Genomic DNA, 23,368 nt, shown 5'->3' with positions numbered 1-23,368 from the left:
CATGAGCGGAATCCTCGAGGGCAAGCGCGTCCTGATCACCGGTGTGCTGATGGAGTCCTCCATCGCCTTCCACACCGCGAAGCTCGCTCAGGAGCAGGGCGCCGAGATCATCCTGACCGCGTTCCCGCGGCCCACCCTGACCGAGCGCATCGCGAAGAAGCTGCCGAAGCCCACCAAGGTCATCGAGCTCGACGTCACCAACGACGAGCACCTCGGCCGGCTCGCGGACATCGTCGGTGAGGAACTCGGCGGGCTCGACGGCGTCGTCCACTCCATCGGCTTCGCGCCGCAGGACGCGCTCGGCGGCAACTTCCTCAACACGCCGTTCGAGTCGGTCGCCACCGCCATGCACGTGTCGGCGTACTCCCTGAAGTCGCTGACCATGGCGTGCCTGCCGCTGATGCAGAACGGCGGCTCGGTCGTCGGCCTCACCTTCGACGCGCAGTACGCCTGGCCGCAGTACGACTGGATGGGCCCCGCCAAGGCCGCCCTGGAGGCCACCAGCCGCTACATGGCGCGCGACCTGGGCAAGCAGAACATCCGCTGCAACCTCGTCTCCGCGGGCCCGATCGGCTCGATGGCCGCCAAGTCCATCCCGGGCTTCGCCGAGCTGGCCTCCGTGTGGGACAACCGCGCCCCGCTGGAGTGGGACCTCAAGGACCCGGAGCCGGCCGGCAAGGGCGTCGTCGCGCTGCTGAGCGACTGGTTCCCGAAGACCACGGGCGAGATCGTCCACGTGGACGGCGGACTGCACGCGGTCGGCGCGTGACGTCGCCACCGCGCCACGCTTGATGGGTGCGGGCCCGCTGTCCTCTCGGACGCGGGCCCGCACCCATCAGCCGTTCGGCCCACTCGACCGGGCGAACAGCGGCCGCGACCGCGCACTCTGGAATAGGCGTTAATAGGCGTTCACCACGCGCCCCCTCCCCAGCCCGGCCGAGGAGGTCCCCTTGTGTGCCTGTCCCGAAGCCTGGCCCCAGTGACCGTCGCGGTCTGCCTCGTGCTGTCCCTGCCGTACGACGCGATGCCGTTCGACGCCACGCCGCACGACGCCGTGCGACCCGCGCGTGCGCAGGCACGCAAGGGCGGCGTCCCGGAGCCGTTCGGCGCCACCTGCCGCAGCCGGATCACCGGCTCCCGGGTGACCGCCTACTGCCACAACCCCTATGTGCCGGTCGACCTGGTCGGCCTGCACATCGAGTGCGACCGCTGGTGGGACATCGACGGTGACGGCGCCGAGGTCGCGGCCGGGCCCGCGCAGACCGTGCGGCTGACCGGCCGCTGCTGGAAGGAGGTCCGGTCGGTGTGGGTCAGCCACCGCCGGCAGCCGCAGGACCGGCCGGAGCGCTGAACCGGCCCGGGCGGCACAGGAACGGATAGCTCGCGGCCTCCGCCGCCGCCGCAGGGGCGTCACCCGCGCGGATCGCGTCGACGAGCCGGGCGTGGTCCATGTGCGTCTGAGGCGTCAGCTCCGCGCCGACGTCCTCCCGCAGCCAGTCCCGCAGCACCTCGCCCAGATCGGCGTACATCGCGGACATCACGTCGTTGTGGGAGGCGGCCACCACCGCCAGGTGGAAGGTCGCGTCCGCCGTCACGAACGCCTCCGCGTCGCCGGAGTCCCACGCCTCCTCGCGTCGCACCAGGAGCGCGTCGAGCTGCTTGAGGTCCTTCTCGGTGCGCCGCTCGGCGGCGAGCCGCGCGGCCGACGACTCCAGCGTGGAGCGCAGCTCGGCGATGTGCCGGGGGTCGGCGTCCGCGAAGCGGCGGTGCATCACACCCGCCAGTTCACTGGCCGCCACGACATAGGTGCCCGACCCCTGACGGATGTCCAGCAGGCCGTTGTGCGCGAGCGCGCGGACGGCCTCGCGGACCGTGTTGCGGGCGACCCCGAGCTGATCGACCAGCTCCGGTTCCGTCGGGATCCGCGAGCCGACCGGCCACTCGCCCGACGTGATCTGGTGCCGCAGCGCGGCGATGACCTGCTCGGACAGTGCCGACCGGCGGGGATGGCTCAGGGGCATGGCACAACACCTTCGCACGGGCGGGACCGACGGAAGCGACCCGGGAGTGGACAACCAATCATCCTATGATTCTATGATGGGCCGCATGCCAAGCGAGGACACCCGGACGACGAAGTCCCCGAACGTCAGCGATCCGCACCGCGTACCCGGTTCACGCGGTGCGGCCCCGAGCGACTTCCAGAAAGCCGCCGTACCCGTCGGCGACGCCCCGCGCGCGTGGGCGACCCGCCTGGTCGTCGTCGGCATCGTGCTCTCCGCCCTGAACCTGCGCCCCGCCATCACCAGTCTCGGCGCGCTCCTCGAAGAGGTCCGCGACGGACTCGGCATGAGCGGCGGCGTGGCCGGACTCCTCACCTCCGTACCCCCGCTGTGTTTCGCCGTCTTCGGCGGCATGGCCCCGCGGCTGGCCCGCCGCTTCGGGCCGGGCGCGGTGGTGTGCGCGGGCATGGCGGCCATCGCCGCGGGCCTGCTCATACGGCCGTACGCGGGCGGCACGGCCGGATTCCTGGCCGCCAGCGCCCTCGCGCTCATGGGCATCGCGGTCAGCAACGTCCTGATGCCCGTCATCGTCAAGCGCTGGTTCCCGGACCGGGTCGGCTCCATGACCGGCGTCTACTCGATGGCCCTCGCATTCGGCACGGCGTCGGCGGCGGCCGTGACCGTGCCGATGACCGAGGCGCTGGGCGGCAGCTGGCGTTCCGGGCTCGCCGTGTGGGCCGTCCTGGCGGCGACGGCCGTGCTGCCGTGGATTCCGCTCGCACGGGACCGGAGCACCGGATCTTCCGCGGCCCGGGGCGCCGCCGCGGCGGCCGTACCCGCGCGCGAGGAGGCACCGGCCGCGATACGGATCACCCGGAGCCGTACCGCCTGGGCCCTCGCCGTCTTCTTCGGCCTCCAGGCCACCGCCGCCTACATCACCATGGGCTGGATGGCGCAGATCTTCCGGGACGCGGGCGTCCCCGCGGGCACGGCCGGACTGCTGCTCGCCGTCACCATGGTCATGGGCGTGCCGCTGGCCTTCGTCATCCCGCGCGTCGCCACCCGGCTGCCGCACCAGGGGCCGATCGTCCTCGTGCTCGGGGTCTGCGGTCTGGCGGGGTACGCGGGCCTGTACTTCGCGCCGGCCGGCGGCTCCTGGGCCTGGGCCGTGCTGCTCGGCGTCGCCAACTGCGCCTTCCCGCTCGCCCTCACGATGGTCGGGATGCGGGCCCGGACCGGCCCCGGCGTCGCCCAGCTGTCGGCCTTCGCGCAGAGCACCGGCTATCTGATCTCCATCCCGGGCCCGCTCCTGGTGGGTGTGCTCTACCAGAGCAGCGGCGGCTGGGGCCTGCCGATCGCCCTGATGGCGGCCCTGATGGTGCCGCAGATGGTGGTGGGCGTCCTCGCCGGACGCAACCGCACGGTGGAGGACGAGACGACCCGCTGATCCGGCGGGGGAGCCTCTGACCTCACCCCGGGCGAGGTGTCCCAGGGGGCTGGTGCGAGACTTGCCGTATGCCAGTGCTCGATCCGAATCCCCAGAACGGCCAGAAGAAGATGCTGCTGGTCTTCGGCTCGTTCTTCGCCATCTTCGTGATCATCGCCATCATCGCGACGATCGCCTCGCCGTGACCTGATCGTTCCGCCCGGGGGTGGGGCTAGCACCACCATCCCCTAGGGGGTGAGGGTCAGGGTCAACTGGGTGGATCACCGGATGGGTTGACGGGTGCGGATTCCGTAGCTTCGAGATGTGGCCGCGAACGGCGGCCACGGACCACTCGAAGAGCGGAGGCACCCATGTCGGCTCCTACGCACACCCGGCCCCACCCGGCACCCCGGGGCGGCGTGGACATCCGGCTGCCCTGGTGGGCGCTCGCCCTGCCGACGCTTGCGTTCATCGTCCTGCTGGCACTGATCCTGAACCCGACGGACGCCCAGGCGGCAACCGGGGACCCCGCCGTCACCCGGCTCTTCGAGCACCTCCAGCAGCTGATATCGCGCTGAGCACGGCCCAAGACGCCCGTCAACTCTCCGAGCCCGATGGCCTGTTTCATGCGAAGCTGGATCCCATGAGCGTCGCAGAACCCCGCAGGATCGTCCTCTTCCGGCATGCGAAGGCCGACTGGCCACAGGTCACCGATCATGAGCGGCCGCTCGCCGATCGGGGCCGAATGGACGCGGCCGAAGCCGGACGGAGGCTGACCGACACAGGTCTCTCCTTCGATATGGCCCTGTGCTCCACCGCGACCCGGACCCGCGAGACCTGGAAACTCGCCGTCCACGAGTTCGCGCAGCGACCGAAGACGGTCTACGAGGAGCGGATCTACGAGGCCTCGCCCGGTGAGCTGATCGCCCTGCTCAACGAAACTCCCGACGACGCGCGGCACGTCCTCCTGGTCGGCCACAACCCCGGTGTGCAGGGTCTCGCGGACATCCTCGCCGGTTCGGCCGAGGGTGACGCCCGTGACCGGATGAGCCTGCGCGGGTTCCCGGCCGCCGCCTTCGCCGTCCTGTCGTTCGACGGCTCCTGGAAGGCGCTGGAGCCTGGCGTGGCCACCCTCCTCGACTACTGGGCACCGTCCGACTGACCCGACCCCACGACCCGCGAGACGCACGCGAGAGGGGCCCGGCAGCGCCGGGCCCCTCTCGTATGACGTCCTGCTCGGTTCTCGTACGAGGTCCCGGTCAGTCCTCCACGTGTGCGTCCGCCGCCTCGACCTCTTCACGGGTGATGCCCAGCAGATACAGGACCGTGTCCAGGAACGGGACGTTCACCGCGGTGTGCGCGGCCTCCCGCACCACCGGCTTGGCGTTGAAGGCGACCCCGAGTCCGGCCGCGTTCAGCATGTCCAGATCGTTGGCACCGTCACCGATCGCCACCGTCTGGGACAGCGGTACGCCCGCCTCCGCGGCGAACCGGCGCAGCAGCCGCGCCTTGCCCGCCCGGTCCACGATCTCGCCGGTGACCTTGCCGGTCAGCTTCCCGTCGACGATCTCCAGCGTGTTGGCCTGGGCGAAGTCGAGTGCCAGCCGCTCCTTCAGATCGTCGGTGACCTGGGTGAACCCACCCGACACCACACCGACTTGGAAGCCGAGCCGCTTCAGCGTGCGGATCAGCGTGCGCGCCCCCGGCGTCAGCCGCACCTCGGCGCGGACCTTGTCCACCACCGAGGCGTCCAGCCCCTCCAGCAGCGCCACCCGCGCGTGCAGCGACTGCTCGAAGTCCAGTTCGCCGCGCATCGCGGCCGCGGTCACCTCGGCGACCTTGTCCTCGCACCCGGCGTGCGCGGCGAAGAGCTCGATCACCTCGTCCTGGATGAGTGTCGAGTCCACGTCCATGACGACCAGGCGCTGCGCCCGCCGGTGCAGGCCGGCCGCGACCACCGCGACATCGACCCCGAGCGCCGCCGCCTCGGTCGCCAGGGCGGTGCGCAGGGTCTCCGTCTCCACACCGGACACCGCGAACTCCACGGCCGTCACGGGGTACTTGGCCAGGCGGAAGATACGGTCGATGTTGCCGCCGGCCCGGGTGATACGCGCGGCGATCGCTGCCGTCGCCTCCGCGGTCAGCGGATGGCCGAGCACGGTGACCAGGGAACGCCCCAGGCCACGCGGCCGGTTGTCGCCGAGGCCGGAGATGATCTCCGCCTGCATCTTCATCGATTCCGCCCAGCTGTGGACGGTGGCGCGCAGGTCGCCGTCGAGGCCGCGGGACGGCGCGGTCACGAGCGCGCACAGCACCATCCGGCCACGTGTGACGACCTGCTCGATGTCGACCACGTCGACGGAGTAGGCGGCGAGGGTGTCGAAGAGTCCGGCGGTGATGCCCGGCCTGTCCTTCCCGAAGATCTTGACGAGAAGGGTGGGGACGTCAGAGGACTCATAGGACGAGGTCTGCGAAGCGCTCATGGTGGTTCCACCGTATCCGGCACGCAGTGCCGCCCGCTCGCCAGGTCCGTCTGACGGACACGGAACAGTGGGTGACGTGGCGGTGGCCCTGACCTTACGAATCGACCACCGATGCGCGGCGCGGACCACCGCGGCGAGGGCAGCTGAGCGACTCCGCCGTCGAAGGCCGCGCGACCACGGCATCGGCCGCCGGGCGACTCTTCGGGTGCGCGGGTGCGCGGGTGCGGGATGCGCGGGTGCGCGGGTGCGCGGATGCGGGGTGGGCGGGTCAGTCTCGTCCCCGCTTCGGCCTCCCCGGCGGCGGGGGAGGAGTCGGGGGCGGTGGCGGTGGTGGCGGTCCGTCGTCCTGCGGGGACCGCGGGCGGCCTTCGGGCCGCGGCTCGGGAGGCTTGCGGGGTTTTCGGGGAGGCGGTCCGAGCGGCCGGGCCACCGTGGGCGCGCCGTACATGTCGACGCCGGACGGATGCCCCGGCCCGGCCGCCGCCCCAGCACCGGGCGCCGGCCTGGTCTCCGGTGGCCGCGCGTCCCGCGGCTCCTCCGGCACCCGCAGATACGGGTTGGTGGCCGGGTTCGGTGGCCGGTGCGGCGAGCCGGGGGAGTAGGGCCCGGCCTCACCGGCGTACGACCCTCCGACCCCGGCCGCGTACCCACTCCCCGGCCGCCCGGGCTCGCCCATGTACGGCCCGCTGCCCTCGCCCCCGTACGGAACACGCCCCCCGTCCGCCCTCGGCGTCTTCACGCCCACGTCCCCCCGTGCCGGCGGTGCCGCCCGTCGCCCCGCCGCCCCCGTCGCGTGGGCGAGCAGCGCACCGAGGGCTCCCGCGACCGCACCCCACAGCGCGCCGAGAAGCAACGCCGCACCGAGATTCCCGTGGAGGTCGATCCCGGCCCCGAACGCGTCGAAGCCCAGCACCGACAGCGAGGCGTCCACCGACACCTCCGTCAGCCAGGCGAGCAGGGGCAAGGTCAACGCGGTCGCGATCCCCAGCCGCAGGGCACACCGCCCCGCGAAACCCAGGGCCCCCGGACGCCGTACACCCCCGGACCCCGCGCCCGCGAAGCTCCCTGCCCCAGAACCCGGGGGACCCCCCGCCCCCACCGGCGTCCGCACAGCCGTCAGGACCCCCGCCGACAGCATCATCAGCGCCGCCGCGACCCCCAGAAGCCACACCCGCCCGTCCAGTTCGGCCAGGCGACCCAGCGTGATGGACTGGTCCGAGCCGTTGCCCAGCAGGTCGTCCATGGGGGCCGGCAGAAGTCGCGTCAGTTCGCCCGTGGCACTGCCGTCCCACGGCACGAACAGGCCGATCGGAACACCCAGCCACACCCCGTTCGGCGCGCCCAGCAGCGCCGCTCCCACGATCCGCTTGGGATGGTCGTCCCCGATCGCCGCGTACGCCGCCGCCGCGAACCCCGCGGCCACCGCCACCAGCCCCACCGTGACCAGGGCGGACGCGGCCGGCCTGACCACCCGGTGCACGGCCTCCCAGCCGCGCGGCAGCGGAGTGCGGCGCGAGGCCAGCAGCGCGATCAGCAGGACCCCGGCCGACCAGCCGAGCCCGCCGAGCAGGGTCGCCGCGGTCTCCACCGTGAAACCGACCGCCGCCTTCGCGTCGATGAGCCCGCCGATCCGGTCCGGCAGCAGCCCCCCGATGTCCCCGAGATCGCCGAGGTCACCCACCCCGGGAATCTCGATGCCGCCGCTGCCCCCGCCACCGCCGGGCAGGTCGTCCAGACCCAGTGAGCTCCCGTCGATGGTGATGACGTCGTGGCCCGCCCAGGCCAGCCCGCCCAGTGTCGCCACGAACACCGCGACCACCGCCCCCGCCCGCGCGAGGAGTTCGGAGGGGGCGATCACAACTCCGGCCGTCCGCAAGGACCTCAAGAAGAACCACGACAGCAGCAGCCCGCCCACCAGGCTGACCCCGAGTGGCGTGATCTCGATGGCCGTCGTCGCCTCAGCGCCCGTCAGCCCGAACGCGGAGACATCGCCGGACGGGGTGACGGAACCACCCGCACCGAGAGCCACAACCGCCGCGGTCATCGGGCCGAGCGAACTCGCGGTATCGGCCTGGAGCAGATGCAGGCCGAGCGCCGCCGTACCCGCCATCCCGATCAACGCCCAGCTCACGGAGGCGATCGCGGCGAGCAGGATGTCGCGCCACGGCAGCCTCGTGCCCGGCTTCGCGGTCCCGCCGGTCAGGAACGCACTCATGGCAGACCCCCCGATCCGCTGCGCGACCGAGTCGCCGCGCATGTCCCCCTCGCGTCATTTACCACTCTCCGGGCCGTTTTCAACCCCGTCAACGGAAACAGTCGAACCGGACGTACTCCTTCTTCACAAGGCCCGAGTTTCGGTCAGAGGGCCGAGCCTGAAATAGTTCCCGACGATGTTCGACATCCCTAGACTCCCTGTGATGGGGGTAACTCGGGGGACTACTCAGTGGGGCATGGAGTGCCGGAACTCGTACTGGAATTGAACGGACGGACCTGGACGCTCGATGCGTCCAGGCCATACACCCTGGGACGTGATCCGCAGGGGGATGTGGTTCTCGACGACGCCAGGGTCTCGTGGCGGCACGCCACGATCAGCTGGAGCGGCCGCAGTTGGGTCGTCGAGGACCACGGCAGCACCAACGGCACGTTCGTGCGCGGGCAGCGGGTCCACCACATGGAGATCGGCCCCGGCTCGGCCGTGCACCTCGGCAACCCGACCGACGGACCGCGCCTGGACATCTCCGGGGCCGCGGCCGCGGCCGCTGTCGCCTCGCCGCAGGCACAGCCCCAACAGCAGCCGTACGCGGCCCAGGGCGCGGGCCCCGCCTGGGCAGCGGCCCCGCCCCAACAGGCCCCCCAACAGCAGGCATCGCCCGCACAGGCAACGCCCCAGCAGGCCCCGCACCCCGGCTGGCAGCAGCCGCAGCAGGCTGCCGCGCCGCAGGTTCCGCAGCAGCAGGGCCCGGGTGAGCCGTACGCCCAGCAGGTTCCCGGTGGTGGCGCGGGGGCGCCGCCGGTCTACGGTGACCGGAGCCCCACCACGTTCCACCAGTTCTCGCTGGGCCGCGTGATGCGGATCGGTCGCGCGCTGGACAACGAGCTGGTCGTCTCCGACCTCCAGGTCTCCCGGCACCACGCGGAGTTCCACGCCACGCCCGACGGCCGTTTCGAGATCCGGGACCTGGGCTCGCACAACGGCACGTACGTCAACGGCCAGCCGATCGCCAAGGGCGGTTCGCAACTGCTCGGCCCGAACGACATCGTCGGCGTCGGCCACTCCACGTTCCGCCTGGTCGGCGACCGTCTCGAGGAGTTCGTCGACACCGGTGAGGTGTCCTTCTCGGCCCGCCATCTGACCGTCACGGTCGACGGCGGCAAGCAGATCCTCAAGGACGTCTCCTTCGGCGTCCCGGAGAAGTCGCTCATCGCGGTCATCGGTCCGTCCGGTTCCGGCAAGTCGACGCTCCTGAAGGCGCTCACCGGTTACCGGCCCGCCAACCAGGGCGACGTCCTCTACGACAACCGCAACCTCTACAAGCAGTTCGCCGAGCTGCGCCAGCGCATCGGTCTGGTCCCGCAGGACGACATCCTGCACAAGGAACTGACCGTCAAGAAGGCCCTCAAGTACGCGGCCAAGCTGCGGTTCCCCGCCGACACCACGGGCGCCGAGCGCGAGGCCCGTATCGACGAGGTGCTGCGCGAACTGAAGCTGGACATCCACAAGGAGAAGAAGGTCACCTCCCTCTCCGGTGGCCAGCGCAAGCGCGTCTCGGTGGCTCTGGAGCTGCTCACCAAGCCGTCGCTGATCTTCCTGGACGAGCCGACCTCCGGACTCGACCCGGGCATGGACCGCGATGTCATGCAGTTGCTGCGCGGCCTCGCCGACGACGGCCGTACGGTCCTCGTCGTCACCCACTCCGTCGCCGAGCTGGCGATCTGCGACAAGCTCCTCGTGATGGCGCCCGGCGGCTCGGTCGCCTACTTCGGTCCGCCGGAGGAGGCACTGAACTTCTTCGGCTACGACAGCTGGGCCGACGTCTTCTCCGCCTTCGAGAACTACCGCGACTACGACTGGGCGGGCCGCTGGAAGGGCTCACAGCACTACCAGATGTACGCCGCGGACATCGACGCCGTCGCACCGCAGTCCGTACAGATGCCGCCGATGCAGGCGATGAAGCCGCCGAAGCCGCAGGGCTGGATGTCCCAGTTCGTCACCCTGGTGCGTCGCTACACCTCGGTGATCGCCTCCGACAAGGGCTTCCTGGCCCTGATGGTGATCCTGCCGGCGGTCCTGGGCGCGGTGAGTCTGCTCATCGACTCCGGCAACAGCCTGCTGCCCAACCCGGCCAACCCGAAGACCGGCCGGATCATCCCGAACGGCACGGCCACCACCGTCCTGTTGATCCTCGCGGTCGGCGCCTGCTTCGCGGGCGCCGCGAACTCCGTCCGTGAGCTGATCAAGGAACGGGTCATCTACGAGCGGGAACGCGCCACCGGCCTGTCCCGCTCCGCGTACCTGATGTCCAAGGTGTTCGTGCTCGGTCTGATCACCGTGTTCCAGGGCCTGCTGGTCGGCGTCATCGGGTTCGCCAGCCGGGAGATCCCCAAGGAGGGCGTGGTCCTCGGCAGCGCCACCATGATCGAGCTGTCCATCCCGATCATGGCGCTCGGCTTCACCTCGATGATGTTCGGCCTGATCATCTCCTCGCTGGTGAAGACGGCCGAGAAGACCATGCCGCTGCTGGTCATGTTCGCGATCATCCAGGTCGTGTTCACCGGCTGCCTGTTCACCCTGAACGGCGCGGTCGGCGTCAACGAGTTCTCGTATCTGATGCCGTCCCGCTGGGCGGTGGCCGCCGCGGGCGCCACGCTGGACTTCAACAAGATCAGCCCGCCCAAGGACGGCGGCGACAACGACCCGCTGTGGGAGCACACGGTCGGCGCCTGGGGCATGGACATGGCCGCCCTGATCGTCCTCGGTGTGATCTGCGGCTTCTTCGTGGCCCGCTTCCTGCGCCGCCACGAGCCCGAGGTCATGCGCAAGTGATCTTCTTCGTACGGCCTCGTCTCCGTACGACAGTGAAGGGCGGCGCCCCGGTGGGGGCGCCGCCCTTCGGCGTGAAGAGGTCCGCGCGGCCTCAGTACGCGCTGTTGACGTTGTCCATCGAGCCGTACCTGTCGGCCGCGTAGTTGGCGGCGGCGGTGATGTTGGCGACCGGGTTGTAGATGTTCCAGGACGTGCCCGCGACGTGGTACGCCTTGAACGTCGGCGGGATGACCTGGAGCAGCCCCTTCGACGGGATGCCGTTGATGGCGTTGATGTCCCAGTTGTTGATCGCGTTCGGGTTGCCCGACGACTCCCGGATGATGTTGCGGTACAGACCGTTGTACGAACCCGGGATGCCCTTGGCCTTCATGATGTCCAGGGACTCCCTGATCCAGCCGTTGAGGTTGTTGGCGTAGGTCTTCTTCGCGGCGACGGCCTTCATGTGCGGACGCTTGGCGGACCGGCTCGCGGCCTTCTTCGCCTGGCGGGCATGCTCGGCCTTCTTCTGGGCGGCCGCCTCGGCCGCCCGCTTCTTCGCGGCGGCCTGAGCCCGGGCCGCAGCCTTGGCCTTGGCGGCCGCCTCGGCCTTTTCCTGCGCCTTGGCCTTGGCAGCCGCCTGCGCCTTGGCCTGCGCCTTGGCCTGCGCGTCGACGGCCTTGCCCTGCGTGCCGGCACCGGTGAGCTGCTCGGTGACGCCCGACTGCACGCCCTTGAGCTGCTCGGCGCTGTAGGTCACGTGGGTGGGGGCGGCCGCCTCGGCCGTGGTCGTCTGCCCGCCCGGCACCGCGCTGAACGCGATCGCGGCGGCGCCGAGCGCGGAGACACCGGCTATCCCGATCTTGTGCTTCTTGGGCAGGGCGCGACTTCGGGCCTTGACGTTCTGGATGTTCTCGGGCGCTCGGGACTTGATGCCCTCGATGTTCTGGAGCGTGCGGGCCTTGATGTCCTGGGCGTTCCGGAGCGTGCGGGCCTTGACGTTCTGGACGTTCTGGAGCGTGCGGAACTTGATGTTCTGGAGCATGCGGATGGACCTCTTCGAAATAGCGCGGAGGTCGCTCGTCGTCCGGTGGGGACGGGTGCTTCCTGCACAAACGCCGCGGACCGAACCCGCGGCGCTGAGCGACGGCAGCCATTCTTAGCGGCCGCAAAATGCCCATGCAAAGGTGTGACGTACGACCCCGGGTAGTGGACCGGGGAAGGGCAAATCGGGACAGACTAGAACGTCTGCCCCGTTCAGGTAGGGACCCTTTGTCTCCTATTTGCCCTCGTACGTGATGTGCGCCCTATGTCCGGGCTCACATGGGAGGAGCAACGCTCTCACCAACAGTTGCTGGCGCAATGCTGTGAGTGAGGGGTTCAGGCGGAAGGACGAGGTGCACGTCGCCGAACTCGTGCCACAGGTAGAGCCCGCGCAGCGCCTCCTCGTAACCACGGGCGACCGCGGCCCGTCCGGCGATCGCCTCCAGCATCAGCAGATGCGAGGCCTGAGGCTCGTGCAGCCCGGTCAGCAGCCCGTCCACCACCCGCACCCCGCGCTGCGGGGTGACCACGAGATCGGTCCACCCCGCACACGCGCGCACGACCCCATCGGGCCCGGCCGCCGACTCCACCGCCCGCACGGCCGTCGTACCGACCGCCACCACCCGCCCCGTCCCCGCCCGCACCGCGTTGATCGACTCCGCCGAGGCCTCCGACACCGCGAACCGCTCCGGATACGGCGGCTCGTGCGCCTCCGCCGAGGCCACCCCGGCGTGCAGCGTGACCGGCGCGAACCGGACACCCCGGCTCACCAGCTCCGTCACCATGCGCGCGGTGAACGGCCGCGCCGCGCTCGGCATCTCCGCACTTCCCGACCCGTCCGCGGACGGCAGCGCGAACACCGTCCGGTACACGGACAACGGCTGGTCCCGCTCCGTGTAGGCGTAGCGAATGGGCCGCCCGTACTCCCGCATCAGCCCGAGGACGCCCGAACCCCTCCCGGCGGACACCCGAGCCCACCACAGCCGCTCGCCCCCCGCGCCCACCGGCTCCTCCAGCTCCAGCCGTACCCCGGCCGGCAGCCGCACCTCCGTCCCCGCGGGCCCTCCGGTGCGCGCGCGTGTGGTGCCCGTCCCGTCGGGATCCCGCAGCTCGACCGCCCACCGCCCGTCGTCCCCGCAGGTGGAGAAGTGCACCACCACCCGCGCGTGCCCGATCCGCCCGTCCACGGCCGCCGCCAGCGTGGAGGACGTGTTGACGATCAGCAGATCCCCCGCCCGCAGCAGCCGGGGCAGCTCCACGAACCCGTGGTGCGACACCTCCAGGCCCCGCGACACGAGCAGCCGTACGGCGTCCCGGTCCCGCCCCTGCGCACGCTGCTCGGCAGGCACCCGCGCCGACAGCTCCGCCGGCACCTTCGCCACCGGCGTCACGGCGACTCCAGCAGTGCGACCGCTCCGTACCGCCCGCTCGCGGGGCGCTCGTCCAGCAACCGCAGGAACGCCGGCACCACGGTCACCGGCTCGGGCCGCGGGTCCTCGTCCTGAGGCACGGCCGCCGCGTACAGGCCCGTCGCCATGTCCCCGGGGTCGACCGCCCAGACCCGCAACCCGGGCTCCTCCTCGCCCAGCACCGCCGTGAGATGGTCCAGGGCCGCCTTCGACGCCCCGTAGCCGCCCCACGTCTCGTACGGCTCCACGGCCGCGTCCGAGCTGACCGCGATCACCGCGCCCGCCTCGGCGGCGCGCAGCATCGGCAGCGCCTCCTGGACCAGGCCGAGCGCGGCCACCACGTTCACCTCCAGCGCCCGCCGCAGTCCCGCCGGCGGCAGCCCCGCCAGCCGGACCAGCGGTTCGGCACCCAGCGCGCTCGCGTTGTTGACCAGCAGGTCGACCCCGCCCAGCTCCCGGGCCGCCGCCACCAGCTCGGCGCGGTGGGCGGCGTCCGTCATGTCCCCCGGCAGCGCCGTCACCCGCGTCCCGTGCCCGGAGACCGCGTCGGCCGCCGCCGCGAGTGCCCCGGCGCCCCTGGCGTCGAGCACCAGGTCCCAGCCACGGCCGGCCAGGGCGTCGGCCAGCGCCCGCCCCAGCCCCTTCGAGGCACCCGTGATGATCGCTACCGGCATGACACACCCCTCGTCCTCGACGCCTCCTGATCGGCGTGCCCCCACCGTAGGAACCGGCACACCCCCGCCGCCTCGGACGCGGGCCGCAGACGGGCGGGGTCCTTCGCCCTAGGTCCTGTCCGACACTCAGGGCCTAGGTCCCCCGCCCTAGGCGACAGCCGCCCCAGGTCCGATCCGCACGGTCACCCCCCGCCGGTACCGTGAGGACATGAGTCAAGGCCCCCGGTCCGGCCTCGCCGCGGTGAGCTCCGCGCTGCTGGCCATGAGCAGGCACCTGGAGGTGCGCGACGTCCTCAAGACGATCGTCGCCTCCGCGCGTGACCTGCTCGACGCGCAGTACGCCGCGCTCGGCGTCCCCGACGATCACGGCGGCTTCGCCCAGTTCGTGGTGGACGGCGTCAGCGACGCCCAGTGGAAGGCCATCGGCCCGCTCCCGCGCCAGCACGGCATCCTCGCGGCGATGCTGCAGGAGGCCCGCCCGCAGCGCCTCGCCGACGTGCGCGAGGACCCCCGCTTCGAGGGCTGGCCCTCCGCCCACCCGGAGATGTCCGACTTCCTGGGCCTGCCGATCCGCGACGGCGAGGAGGTCATCGGCGCCCTGTTCCTCGCGAACAAGCAGCGGCGTCGGGAGGGGGACTCCTCGAGCCCCGAGCCGGAAGACCGGTGCGGCTTCACCGAGGAGGACGCGGAACTCCTGGGGATCCTCGCCCAGCACGCGGCGATCGCCCTCACCAACGCCCGCCTGTACGAACGCAGCCGCGAGCTGACCATCGCGGAGGAACGCTCCCGGCTGGCCCACGAACTGCACGACGCGGTCAGCCAGAAGCTGTTCTCCCTGCGTCTGACCGCCCAGGCCGCCACGGCCCTGGTCGACCGTGACCCCTCCCGCGCCAAGGGCGAACTCCAGCAGGTCGCCGCCCTCGCCGCCGAGGCCGCCGACGAACTGCGCGCCGCGGTGGTCGAGTTGCGCCCGGCGGCCCTCGACGAAGACGGACTGGTGGCGACCCTGCGCACCCACATCCAGGTCCTCGACCGGGCGCACACCGCGCGCGTGACCTTCCTCAGCAACGGCGTCCGCGCTCTGCCCGCGTCCCAGGAGGAAGCCGTGCTCCGCGTCGCCCAGGAGGCCCTGCACAACGCCCTGCGGCACTCGGACGCCGGACACATCGACGTGGCGGTGGAACGACGCGGCGGCGGCGCCGTGCTCCGGGTGACGGACGACGGCAGCGGCTTCGATCCGCAGAAGGTACGCCGCGCGGGCCGCCACCTGGGCCTGGTCTCCATGCGGGACCGGGCGAGCGGGGTCGGCGGCAGGCTGACTGTGGAATCGGCGCCCGGCAAGGGCACCACGATCGAGCTGGAGGTCCCCGGTGGCTGACCCCATCAAGGTGCTGCTCGTCGACGATCACCAAGTGGTCCGCCGGGGACTGCGCACGTTCCTCGAGGTCCAGGACGACATCGAGGTCGTGGGCGAGGCGGCCGACGGCGCCGAGGGCGTCGCCCGCGCCGAGGAACTGAAACCCGACGTGGTCCTCATGGACGTCAAGATGCCGGGCATGGACGGCGTCGACGCGCTGCGCAAGCTCCGCGAACTGAACAACCCCGCCCGCGTCCTCATCGTCACCAGCTTCACCGAGCAGCGCACGGTCGTCCCGGCCCTGCGCGCCGGCGCCGCGGGGTACGTCTACAAGGACATCGACCCCGACGCCCTGGCCGGCGCCATCCGTTCCGTCCACGCGGGCCACATCCTCCTCCAACCGGAGGTCGCGGGCGCCCTGTTGTCGCAGGAGGACACCAACTCGGGCCACGGCAGAGGCGGTTCGCTGACCGAGCGGGAGCGGGAGGTGCTCGGACTGATAGCGGACGGCCGCTCCAACCGAGAGATCGCCCGCGCCTTGGTCCTGTCCGAGAAGACCGTCAAGACGCACGTCTCGAACATCCTGATGAAGCTCGACCTGGCCGACCGCACCCAGGCGGCCCTGTGGGCCGTACGCCATGGTGTGACCGGCTGAGACGCACCCCGGCGCGCGCTCCGCACGGCAATACGGAGCGTTCCACTCCGGTCAGAGATTCATACCGTCGTGGGAATGTCCCCCGGATGGCGCAACCTTCACCGATCCCCGCCGTTCTCCAGTGCGTGCTGCGGCGACTGCCGCGGCAATCGCTAGGGAGGGCTCAGAAGTGAAGAACCTGAAGAAGGCAGCGGCCGTGACGATGGTGGCCGGCGGGCTGATCGCCGCCGGTGCCGGAATGGCTTCCGCCACCGACGCGCACGCCGACGGCAAGGCCGTGGGCTCCCCGGGCGTCGCCTCGGGCAACCTCATCCAGGCCCCGGTGCACATCCCGGTGAACGCGGTCGGCAACAGCGTGAACGTCATCGGCGCACTGAACCCCGCCTTCGGCAACCTCGGCATCAACCGCTGACACCCGTCACCGAACGGGCAGTGACCTCCGGCCTCCCGGGCCCACCCGGGAGGCCGGTCCTCTTTCGTCTCACGTTCGTCTCACGTCGGATCCCAACCGGAGCGCGGGCGAATCCCCCGTACCGCCCCCGACCCCCCGGCGTCGATCAGCGCACCACCCGCGGCCGGGTCGCACACGCACACACGGCAAGAACGCTCCTCATGGCGCGACCGAAGCTCACCGCACCCCCCGCTCCCGCTCCTCCACATACGCGTTGTACGCGGCCACAGCCGCCCGCCGAGCCGTCTGCTCCACCGGCCGCAGAGCCTCGGAACGCGCCCTCATCTCAGCGGAGCTGACCGCACCCCCATGCCCGTTCCCGTGCGCCAGGGAAACCAGCAGTCCCACCCGCTGCGCCAACTCCAGAACCCGCACCGCCCGCGGTGGATACCCCGGCGCCAACACCTCCCGGCCCTGCTCGGCCCGCGCCCGGTACGCCTCGACCGCGGCCTCCGCCACCGGCCCCGATCCGGCCACATCCAGCCGCGTGAGCACCTCGGTCGCATCCCGCAGCGCCTCCGCCAGCTCCCGCTCGGCCTCCCCGAGCGACGGCACGTCCGCGGGCGGCGCCTCCCGCACGGGAAGCACATGCCACACCACCTCGACATGCACATCACCCTCGGGGCCCGCCTCGTACACCTCCGGCACCAGCCCCAGCGCGGCCCCGTGACAGACCACGGCCTCCTCCGCGTCCAAGGCACGCGCGTTGAACTCCGGCGGTCCGCTCAGCCCCAGCGGATGCCCGGGCGCCGGCAGCGCGATCCGCAGCCCCACCACCCCGAGCGACCGCAACCGCCCCAAACCGAGCGTGAGACCGACGGGCGCCGACTCCCCAGGCAGCCCCTCCACGCGGTGCACCGCGTCCTCGCCCACGATGGCCAGTACGGCGTCGTCCGGCGAGACAAGTCCGGCCAACAGGGCATTTCCCCAGGCGGCAAGGCGTCCTGAACGTGGTTCCGAAAGCATGCCTCCACCCTAAGGACCGGACCGATGGAATGGAGCGGGGGACCGGTGGCGTAGATTTCTTCGAGGGCTGCGCCCATCGGCGCGGCGGACCGAGCCACAGGCGAACGCGACAGCCGAGACCGGCCACACTGCAGGGGAGACAACGCGCTCATGAGCGATGTTCTGGAGCTTCAGGACGTATCCGTGGTCCGCGAGGGCCGGGCTCTGGTGGACCAGGTCTCGTGGTCGGTGAAGGAGGGCGAGCGCTGGGTCATCCTGGGCCCGAACGGCGCCGGCAAGACCACCCTCCTGAACGTCGCGTCCAGCTACCTCTACCCCAGCAAGGGCACCGCCACCATCCTCGGCGAGACCCTCGGCACCCCCGGCACCGACGTGTTCGAACTGCGCCCCCGCATCGGCATGGCCGGCATCGCCATGGCGGACAAGCTCCCCAGGCGCCAGACGGTCCTGCAGACCGTGCTCACCGCCGCCTACGGCATGACCGCGGGCTGGCAGGAGGAGTACGAGGACGTGGACGAGCGGCGCGCCCGCGCCTTCCTCGACCGTCTCGGCATGAGCGAGTACGTCGACCGCAGGTTCGGGACGCTCTCCGAGGGCGAGCGCAAGCGCACCCTCATCGCCCGCGCGCTGATGACCGACCCCGAGCTGCTCCTCCTCGACGAGCCCGCCGCCGGCCTCGACCTCGGCGGTCGCGAGGACCTGGTACGCCGCCTCGGCCGTCTCGCCCGCGACCCGATCGCTCCCTCGATGCTCATGGTCACCCACCACGTCGAGGAGATCGCCCCCGGCTTCACCCACGTCCTGATGATCCGCCAGGGCAAGGTGCTCGCGGCCGGCCCGCTGGAGCTCGAACTCACCTCCCGCAACCTCTCCCTCTGCTTCGGTCTCCCGCTCGTCGTCGAGCAGGTCGGCGACCGCTGGACCGCGCGGGGCCTCCCGTTGTCCTGAAACCGGCCCGGAGCGTGTGAAAACCCGGGTAAGAAGCTGTTCCCAGGCACTGTGCGCCCTGTCGGCGGCAGGACCTGCGGCCCTACCATGACCCCGTGAACGACATCGACGCATGGGTGTGGTGGCTCGTCGGCGCGGCAGCGCTCGGAATCCCGCTCGTGGTGACCGCGATGCCGGAGTTCGGCATGTTCGCGGTGGGCGCGGTGGCCGCCGCCACCGCGGCCGGGATCGGCGCAGGCGTGGTCATCCAGGTGCTCACCTTCGTGATCGTCTCGGTCGCCCTCATCGCTGTCGTACGGCCCATCGCCACCCGGCACCGTTCACAGCGACCCCAACTCGCCACCGGCGTGGATGCGTTGAAAGGCAGACAGGCCGTCGTCCTGGAACGCGTCGACGGCTCCGGCGGCCGGATCAAACTCGCCGGCGAAGTCTGGTCGGCCCGCTCCCTGGACACCGGCCATGCCTACGAAGTAGGCGAAGAAGTGGACGTGGTGGAGATCGAGGGCGCCACCGCGATCGTCATGTGACCTCTGCCCGTTGGGCCGGTACGTAACTGAACGGAACGGTCACGAGGCACGCGACGGTCTGTCAGACTCGACCAGCAAGATCTTCAACAACCATAAGATCTTCCGAAAGCGCCGATGCGGAGAAGGGGTCGGGGAACAGGATGGAACCGGTCATCATCGTCTTGATCATCCTGGTGGTGTTGGTCTTCATCGCCTTGATCAAGACGATCCAGGTCATCCCGCAAGCCAGCGCGGCCATTGTCGAGCGCTTCGGGCGCTACACGCGGACACTCAACGCGGGACTCAACATCGTCGTCCCGTTCATAGACACCATCCGTAACCGCATCGACCTGCGTGAACAGGTCGTGCCGTTCCCGCCCCAGCCGGTGATCACCCAGGACAACCTGGTCGTCAACATCGACACCGTCATCTACTACCAGGTGACCGACGCCCGGGCCGCGACCTACGAGGTCGCCAGCTACATCCAGGCGATCGAGCAGCTCACCGTCACCACACTGCGCAACATCATCGGCGGGATGGACCTGGAGCGGACCCTGACCTCCCGCGAGGAGATCAACGCGGCCCTGCGCGGTGTCCTCGACGAGGCCACCGGCAAGTGGGGCATCCGGGTCAACCGCGTGGAACTGAAGGCCATCGAGCCGCCGACCTCCATCCAGGACTCGATGGAGAAGCAGATGCGCGCCGACCGTGACAAGCGCGCCGCCATCCTCACCGCGGAAGGTACGCGCCAGGCCGCCATCCTCACCGCCGAAGGTGAGAAGCAGTCCCAGATCCTGCGCGCCGAAGGTGAGGCCAAGGCCGCCGCCCTGCGCGCCGAGGGCGAGGCCCAGGCGGTCCGTACCGTCTTCGAGGCGATCCACGCAGGCGACCCGGACCAGAAGCTCCTGTCCTACCAGTACCTCCAGATGCTCCCGAAGATCGCCGAGGGCGACGCCAACAAGCTCTGGATCGTCCCCAGCGAGATCGGCGACGCCCTCAAGGGCCTGTCCGGCGCCATGGGCAACTTCGGTGGCATGGGCGGCGGTTCGGGCGGAGGCAACTCCGGCAACGGCGCCACGGAACGCCGAGAGAAGCCGTCGATCGACTGACGCCGCCTCAAAACAAAAGTTCCCCGCACCCCCCAAGGGGCGCGGGGAACTGCGCGACCAGCCACAACGGACCCGCAGCCGCACCACAACCGATCCCGGCAGCCGCTACGCGGCCTCCCGCGCCAGCCAGTCCGGCAGAGCCCCCAGGTCCTCGTTGCCCAGAGACAACAGCATCGCGTCAGCCGGCGTCGGCTCGAACGGCAGCCGCAGCAGCGGCATGTCCGCCTCCTCCGGAGTCCGGTTCGCCTTGCGGTGGTTGTCCTGTGCGCACGAGGCCACCGTGTTCAGCCAGGTGTCCTGACCACCCTGCGACCGCGGCACCACGTGGTCCACGGTCGTCGCCCGCCTGCCGCAGTACGCGCACCTGTGCCGGTCCCGCACCAGGACACCGCGCCTCGACCACGGTGCTTGTCTTCGGAAGGGCACCCTCACGTACCTGCACAGCCTGATCACCCGGGGCGCCGGTATGTCGACCGCGGCTCCGCGCATGCGCAGTTCGGGGTGGGACTGTTCGACGACGGCCTTGTCCTGGAGCACCAGAACGACGGCTCGGTTCAACGTCACCGTCGACAGCGGCTCGAAGCTCGCGTTCAGTACCAGCGTGTCCCGCATGACCAGCCCACCTCCCGTGTGCACCCGCCCACCCCTCGGCGGACTGGGATCAACTCTGGCCGGGCACGCCGAGATGGACAACGAAATAAAAAGTGCCCGCCCCTGATCACTTCCATGACCAGGGGCGGGCAAACGTTCCATGAACGTCAGGCTTCTTCGGCCGGCACCTCGTACTCACCGACGAGCTGAGCGCGCGCGATCGTGTGGAACCTCAGGTTGAAGCCCACGACGGCGGGAGAGGCGTCCGAGTCCGGACCGAGCTTCTCCTGGTCCACCGCGTACACCGTGAACACGTACCGGTGCGGTCCGTCCCCCGGCGGTGGTGCGGCACCACCGAAGTCCTTGGTCCCGTAGTCGTTCCGGGCCTGTACGGCACCGTCCGGCAGTCCCTCGAACTTGCCGCTGCCCGCGCCCACCGGCAACTCGGTCACTGAGGCCGGGATATCGAACACGACCCAGTGCCAGAACCCGCTGCCGGTCGGAGCGTCGGGGTCGTAGCAGGTCACGGCGAAGCTCTTGGTCTCGGGCGGGAAGCCCTCCCACCGCAGATGCGGCGAGGTGTTGCCGACCGCCTGGACCTGAGCATCCTTGAGCGTCGCGCCTTCCGCGACGTCCTCGCTCGCCACCGCGAACGACGGGACGGGCGGATGGAAGTCGTGGGGGAGTGGCCGCCTCTTGAGCTCGGGCACCTCGGTACCTCCTGATCGGTTCTGGAGTGTGTGGTTCCGAGCCTAGAACCAGTTGCGCCTGCTGCCGACTTCGGAGAGCCACTGGTTGAGGTACGCGGCCCAGTCGGTGCTCTGGTAGTCGTGCAGCCCCACCTGGAACGACCGGAAGGTGTCACTGCCCTCACTGAACAGGCCCGGCTTCTTGTCCATCTCCAGGATGACGTCCATCGCGTTCGAGTCCGCGACGAAGCTCAACTCGACCTGGTTCAGGCCGCGGTACTGCTGCGGCGGCAGGAACTCGATCTCCTGGTAGAAGGGCAGCCTCTGGCGCGTACCGCGGATCAGGCCACGCTCCATGTCCGCGCTCTTGAACCGGAAGCCCAGCTGGATGAAGGCGTCCAGGATCGCCTTCTGCGCGGGCAGCGGGTGCACGTTGACGGGGTCCAGGTCACCGGAGTCCACCGCTCGCGCGATCTCCAGCTCCGTGCTCACTCCGATGTGCATCCCCGGCAGCGAGTATCCGTCGATCGTCGTGATCGGCGTCTCCCAGGGGATCTCCAGCCCGAAAGGCACGGCGTGCACGGCGCCCGACTTCAGCTCGAAGGCGCCGCCGAGCCGCTGCTTCGCGAACTCGATGTCCTGCTTGTACTCCTGGTCACCGCTCTCGACCTCGACCTTGGCCTGCAGACCGACCGACAGTGCCTCGATCTGCTGGTCGACGGACCCGCCCTGGATCCGCACCTCACCCTGGACGACACCACCCGGAACGACGTTGACCTCAGTCAGCACCGTCTCCACCGAAGCCCCGCCGGCCCCCAGGCTCGCGAGCAGCTTCTTGAACGCCATGTCTCTCCCTCTCGTGTGGATCCTTGATCCTTAGAAACGCGCTCCGGTCGCGACCGGTTCCGGGTCCTCACCCTGGCAAGGCGAACGCCCCCGTACCACCCCGTTGCGCCCACCCGTCTGCACTACCCTCGGACTGCATGATCGCGACCCCCGACCGTACGCCCCTCTCCAGGGAGTTCTTCGACCGACCTGTCCTGGAAGTCGCCCCGGACCTCCTGGGCCGCACGCTCGTTCGCACCACGCCGGACGGCCCGATCGCGCTCCGCCTCACGGAGGTCGAGGCCTACGACGGCCCGACCGACCCCGGCTCCCACGCGTATCGCGGCCGCACGGCCCGCAACGGCGTGATGTTCGGTCCCCCCGGACACGTGTACGTCTACTTCACCTACGGCATGTGGTTCTGCATGAACCTGGTGTGCGGCCCCGAGGACAGGGCGAGCGCCGTTCTGCTCCGTGCCGGCGAGATCGTCGAGGGCGCCGAACTTGCGCGGAAACGTCGCCTGTCAGCCCGAAATGACAAGGAATTGGCCAAAGGCCCGGCCCGCCTCGCCACCGCCCTGGGCGTGGACCGAACCCTGAACGGCACCGACGTCTGCACCCCGGAGGACACCCCGCTACGGGTCCTGACCGGTACGCCCGTCCCCTCCGACCAGGTACTGAACGGCCCCCGCACCGGTGTGGCCGGCGACGGAGGCGTGCACCCCTGGCGCTTCTGGATCGCCAACGACCCGACCGTGAGCCCCTATCGGGCCCACGTGCCCAGGCGTCGCCGAAGTTGACGCGCCTCCCCGAGATGCGTAACGTAGCTCCAGCCGCTTGACCCGGGTACGGCGATCGCCTGCAGCCGGAAGTGGCCAACCCACTACCTACGACTCCCTCCAGCGGGGGCGAGTTCGACGTGTCCGCACGTCCGAATTCGGAACCCGCGGAACTCGATTATGAGTTTGGCTCGGGAATCGGCTAACGTAGTGAATGTCGAAAGGCCGACAAGCGAAAGCCAAGGCCAACCGGCAAATCCCCTCCGGCAGGGAATCAGGTCCGAAAGGATCTGATAGAGTCGGAAACGCAAGACCGAAGGGAAGCGCCCGGAGGAAAGCCGCGAGAGAGTCTCTCGGGTGAGTACAAAGGAAGCGTCCGTTCCTTGAGAACTCAACAGCGTGCCAAAAGTCAACGCCAGATATGTTGATACCCCGT

At 70.5% G+C, this 23,368-nt stretch carries 23 protein-coding genes and 1 pseudogene; 14 read left to right on the top strand and 10 right to left on the bottom strand.

The genetic code is table 11. The features are described 5' to 3' along the window. Position 1: 1 nt before the first annotated feature. Together fabI and ACFYRY_RS41520 are read left to right on the top strand one after the other, a co-directional pair. Positions 2-769: an enoyl-ACP reductase FabI gene (fabI, locus tag ACFYRY_RS41525; protein WP_389158288.1), complete on the top strand. Its 768-nt coding sequence runs from the start codon at positions 2-4 to the stop codon at positions 767-769. 183 nt (positions 770-952) lie between these two features. Next, positions 953-1,351, top strand: a complete 399-nt coding sequence (locus tag ACFYRY_RS41520) for a hypothetical protein (RefSeq protein ID WP_389158285.1) — start codon at positions 953-955, stop codon at positions 1,349-1,351. Here ACFYRY_RS41520 and ACFYRY_RS41515 read toward each other — a convergent pair. Next, entirely contained in the window at positions 1,311-2,021 is a 711-nt protein-coding gene (locus tag ACFYRY_RS41515) for a FadR/GntR family transcriptional regulator (RefSeq protein WP_389158282.1), read from the bottom strand. The two genes, ACFYRY_RS41520 and ACFYRY_RS41515, sit on opposite strands and share 41 nt — an antisense overlap. A gap of 73 nt (positions 2,022-2,094) precedes the next feature. Here ACFYRY_RS41515 and ACFYRY_RS41510 point away from each other — a divergent pair, with 73 nt between their 5' ends. The 4 genes from ACFYRY_RS41510 (at position 2,095) to ACFYRY_RS41495 (ending at position 4,588) form a co-directional block, all read left to right on the top strand. Then, a complete protein-coding gene (locus tag ACFYRY_RS41510) occupies positions 2,095-3,447 on the top strand; it encodes a CynX/NimT family MFS transporter (protein ID WP_389158279.1) in 1,353 nt (450 codons plus the stop codon). Positions 3,448-3,515: 68 nt separating this feature from the next. After that, positions 3,516-3,632 (top strand): SGM_5486 family transporter-associated protein, encoded by a 117-nt coding sequence (locus tag ACFYRY_RS41505; protein ID WP_086023195.1) that lies wholly within the window; start codon positions 3,516-3,518, stop codon positions 3,630-3,632. 165 nt (positions 3,633-3,797) lie between these two features. Further along, entirely contained in the window at positions 3,798-4,004 is a 207-nt protein-coding gene (locus tag ACFYRY_RS41500) for a hypothetical protein (protein WP_389158277.1), read from the top strand. Between the two features lie 65 nt (positions 4,005-4,069). Then, complete coding sequence (locus ACFYRY_RS41495) at positions 4,070-4,588, top strand: SixA phosphatase family protein (RefSeq protein WP_389158274.1); 519 nt, start codon at positions 4,070-4,072, stop codon at positions 4,586-4,588. 97 nt (positions 4,589-4,685) lie between these two features. Here the strand turns inward: ACFYRY_RS41495 and serB are convergent, their stop codons facing one another. After that, positions 4,686-5,909: a phosphoserine phosphatase SerB gene (gene serB / locus ACFYRY_RS41490; RefSeq protein WP_389158271.1), complete on the bottom strand. Its 1,224-nt coding sequence runs from the start codon at positions 5,907-5,909 to the stop codon at positions 4,686-4,688. A 268-nt stretch (positions 5,910-6,177) separates the two neighbouring features. Continuing rightward, a complete protein-coding gene (locus ACFYRY_RS41485; protein ID WP_389158268.1) occupies positions 6,178-8,124 on the bottom strand; it encodes a streptophobe family protein in 1,947 nt (648 codons plus the stop codon). 240 nt (positions 8,125-8,364) lie between these two features. On the opposite strand from ACFYRY_RS41485, the gene ACFYRY_RS41480 reads away from it, so the two are divergent. After that, positions 8,365-10,953 (top strand): FHA domain-containing protein, encoded by a 2,589-nt coding sequence (locus tag ACFYRY_RS41480; protein WP_389158266.1) that lies wholly within the window; start codon positions 8,365-8,367, stop codon positions 10,951-10,953. A gap of 91 nt (positions 10,954-11,044) precedes the next feature. Here ACFYRY_RS41480 and ACFYRY_RS41475 read toward each other — a convergent pair whose 3' ends face one another. The 3 genes and pseudogenes from ACFYRY_RS41475 to ACFYRY_RS41465 all read right to left on the bottom strand — a co-directional run bounded on the left by ACFYRY_RS41475 (position 11,045) and on the right by ACFYRY_RS41465 (position 14,056). Next, entirely contained in the window at positions 11,045-11,974 is a 930-nt protein-coding gene (locus ACFYRY_RS41475) for a transglycosylase SLT domain-containing protein (protein WP_389158263.1), read from the bottom strand. 296 nt (positions 11,975-12,270) lie between these two features. Beyond that, positions 12,271-13,364: pseudogene (locus tag ACFYRY_RS41470) on the bottom strand (S-adenosylmethionine:tRNA ribosyltransferase-isomerase). Then, positions 13,361-14,056, bottom strand: a complete 696-nt coding sequence (locus tag ACFYRY_RS41465) for an SDR family NAD(P)-dependent oxidoreductase (protein ID WP_389158260.1) — start codon at positions 14,054-14,056, stop codon at positions 13,361-13,363. Before ACFYRY_RS41465 ends, ACFYRY_RS41470 begins: the two are co-directional and overlap by 4 nt. 208 nt (positions 14,057-14,264) lie before the next feature. Here ACFYRY_RS41465 and ACFYRY_RS41460 point away from each other — a divergent pair, with 208 nt between their 5' ends. The 3 genes from ACFYRY_RS41460 (at position 14,265) to chpE (ending at position 16,480) form a co-directional block, all read left to right on the top strand. Beyond that, on the top strand, positions 14,265-15,434 hold the full coding sequence (locus ACFYRY_RS41460; protein ID WP_389158257.1) for a GAF domain-containing protein: 1,170 nt from the start codon (positions 14,265-14,267) through the stop codon (positions 15,432-15,434). Continuing rightward, the gene (locus ACFYRY_RS41455) at positions 15,427-16,068 is read left to right on the top strand and encodes a response regulator (protein ID WP_389158254.1); all 642 of its coding nucleotides are present in this window, start codon (positions 15,427-15,429) and stop codon (positions 16,066-16,068) included. Before ACFYRY_RS41460 ends, ACFYRY_RS41455 begins: the two co-directional genes overlap by 8 nt. A gap of 169 nt (positions 16,069-16,237) precedes the next feature. Then, entirely contained in the window at positions 16,238-16,480 is a 243-nt protein-coding gene (gene chpE / locus ACFYRY_RS41450; protein WP_389158252.1) for a chaplin ChpE, read from the top strand. 216 nt (positions 16,481-16,696) lie between these two features. On the opposite strand, the gene ACFYRY_RS41445 is transcribed toward chpE, so the two are convergent. Then, complete coding sequence (locus ACFYRY_RS41445) at positions 16,697-17,485, bottom strand: hypothetical protein (RefSeq protein WP_389158249.1); 789 nt, start codon at positions 17,483-17,485, stop codon at positions 16,697-16,699. A 150-nt stretch (positions 17,486-17,635) separates the two neighbouring features. On the opposite strand from ACFYRY_RS41445, the gene ACFYRY_RS41440 reads away from it, so the two are divergent. The 3 genes from ACFYRY_RS41440 to ACFYRY_RS41430 all read left to right on the top strand — a co-directional run bounded on the left by ACFYRY_RS41440 (position 17,636) and on the right by ACFYRY_RS41430 (position 20,048). After that, complete coding sequence (locus ACFYRY_RS41440; RefSeq protein ID WP_356775343.1) at positions 17,636-18,433, top strand: ABC transporter ATP-binding protein; 798 nt, start codon at positions 17,636-17,638, stop codon at positions 18,431-18,433. Between the two features lie 95 nt (positions 18,434-18,528). Next, complete coding sequence (locus tag ACFYRY_RS41435) at positions 18,529-18,960, top strand: NfeD family protein (RefSeq protein ID WP_389158245.1); 432 nt, start codon at positions 18,529-18,531, stop codon at positions 18,958-18,960. Between the two features lie 140 nt (positions 18,961-19,100). Then, on the top strand, positions 19,101-20,048 hold the full coding sequence (locus ACFYRY_RS41430; protein ID WP_389158242.1) for an SPFH domain-containing protein: 948 nt from the start codon (positions 19,101-19,103) through the stop codon (positions 20,046-20,048). 105 nt (positions 20,049-20,153) lie between these two features. Here the strand turns inward: ACFYRY_RS41430 and ACFYRY_RS41425 are convergent, their stop codons facing one another. The 3 genes from ACFYRY_RS41425 to ACFYRY_RS41415 all read right to left on the bottom strand — a co-directional run bounded on the left by ACFYRY_RS41425 (position 20,154) and on the right by ACFYRY_RS41415 (position 22,174). Further along, positions 20,154-20,660: an HNH endonuclease gene (locus ACFYRY_RS41425; RefSeq protein ID WP_389158239.1), complete on the bottom strand. Its 507-nt coding sequence runs from the start codon at positions 20,658-20,660 to the stop codon at positions 20,154-20,156. 146 nt (positions 20,661-20,806) lie between these two features. Further along, entirely contained in the window at positions 20,807-21,349 is a 543-nt protein-coding gene (locus ACFYRY_RS41420; protein ID WP_389158237.1) for a YbhB/YbcL family Raf kinase inhibitor-like protein, read from the bottom strand. Positions 21,350-21,391: 42 nt separating this feature from the next. After that, a complete protein-coding gene (locus ACFYRY_RS41415; RefSeq protein WP_389158235.1) occupies positions 21,392-22,174 on the bottom strand; it encodes a sporulation protein in 783 nt (260 codons plus the stop codon). 137 nt (positions 22,175-22,311) lie between these two features. On the opposite strand from ACFYRY_RS41415, the gene ACFYRY_RS41410 reads away from it, so the two are divergent. Beyond that, the gene (locus ACFYRY_RS41410; RefSeq protein ID WP_389158232.1) at positions 22,312-22,953 is read left to right on the top strand and encodes a DNA-3-methyladenine glycosylase; all 642 of its coding nucleotides are present in this window, start codon (positions 22,312-22,314) and stop codon (positions 22,951-22,953) included. Positions 22,954-23,368: the final 415 nt, after the last annotated feature.

The organism is Streptomyces sp. NPDC005263 (assembly GCF_042872365.1).
Classification (GTDB): domain Bacteria; phylum Actinomycetota; class Actinomycetes; order Streptomycetales; family Streptomycetaceae; genus Streptomyces.
The sequence above is the reverse complement of the archived record's forward strand: the minus strand, read 5'-3'. Positions and strand labels throughout refer to the sequence as shown.

What these genes read in the sequence shown, in the direction of transcription:
- ACFYRY_RS41445 (WP_389158249.1), bottom strand. Translation starts at nt 17,485, where the DNA reads ATGCTTTCGGAACCACGTTCAGGACGCCTTGCCGCCTGGGGAAATGCC.
- ACFYRY_RS41410 (WP_389158232.1), top strand. Translation starts at nt 22,312, where the DNA reads ATGATCGCGACCCCCGACCGTACGCCCCTCTCCAGGGAGTTCTTCGAC.
- ACFYRY_RS41415 (WP_389158235.1), bottom strand. Translation starts at nt 22,174, where the DNA reads ATGGCGTTCAAGAAGCTGCTCGCGAGCCTGGGGGCCGGCGGGGCTTCG.
- ACFYRY_RS41440 (WP_356775343.1), top strand. Translation starts at nt 17,636, where the DNA reads ATGAGCGATGTTCTGGAGCTTCAGGACGTATCCGTGGTCCGCGAGGGC.
- serB (WP_389158271.1), bottom strand. Translation starts at nt 5,909, where the DNA reads ATGAGCGCTTCGCAGACCTCGTCCTATGAGTCCTCTGACGTCCCCACC.
- ACFYRY_RS41510 (WP_389158279.1), top strand. Translation starts at nt 2,095, where the DNA reads ATGATGGGCCGCATGCCAAGCGAGGACACCCGGACGACGAAGTCCCCG.
- ACFYRY_RS41465 (WP_389158260.1), bottom strand. Translation starts at nt 14,056, where the DNA reads ATGCCGGTAGCGATCATCACGGGTGCCTCGAAGGGGCTGGGGCGGGCG.
- ACFYRY_RS41475 (WP_389158263.1), bottom strand. Translation starts at nt 11,974, where the DNA reads ATGCTCCAGAACATCAAGTTCCGCACGCTCCAGAACGTCCAGAACGTC.
- ACFYRY_RS41460 (WP_389158257.1), top strand. Translation starts at nt 14,265, where the DNA reads ATGAGTCAAGGCCCCCGGTCCGGCCTCGCCGCGGTGAGCTCCGCGCTG.
- ACFYRY_RS41425 (WP_389158239.1), bottom strand. Translation starts at nt 20,660, where the DNA reads ATGCGGGACACGCTGGTACTGAACGCGAGCTTCGAGCCGCTGTCGACG.
- ACFYRY_RS41505 (WP_086023195.1), top strand. Translation starts at nt 3,516, where the DNA reads ATGCCAGTGCTCGATCCGAATCCCCAGAACGGCCAGAAGAAGATGCTG.
- ACFYRY_RS41515 (WP_389158282.1), bottom strand. Translation starts at nt 2,021, where the DNA reads ATGCCCCTGAGCCATCCCCGCCGGTCGGCACTGTCCGAGCAGGTCATC.
- ACFYRY_RS41485 (WP_389158268.1), bottom strand. Translation starts at nt 8,124, where the DNA reads ATGAGTGCGTTCCTGACCGGCGGGACCGCGAAGCCGGGCACGAGGCTG.
- fabI (WP_389158288.1), top strand. Translation starts at nt 2, where the DNA reads ATGAGCGGAATCCTCGAGGGCAAGCGCGTCCTGATCACCGGTGTGCTG.
- ACFYRY_RS41495 (WP_389158274.1), top strand. Translation starts at nt 4,070, where the DNA reads ATGAGCGTCGCAGAACCCCGCAGGATCGTCCTCTTCCGGCATGCGAAG.
- ACFYRY_RS41430 (WP_389158242.1), top strand. Translation starts at nt 19,101, where the DNA reads ATGGAACCGGTCATCATCGTCTTGATCATCCTGGTGGTGTTGGTCTTC.
- ACFYRY_RS41500 (WP_389158277.1), top strand. Translation starts at nt 3,798, where the DNA reads ATGTCGGCTCCTACGCACACCCGGCCCCACCCGGCACCCCGGGGCGGC.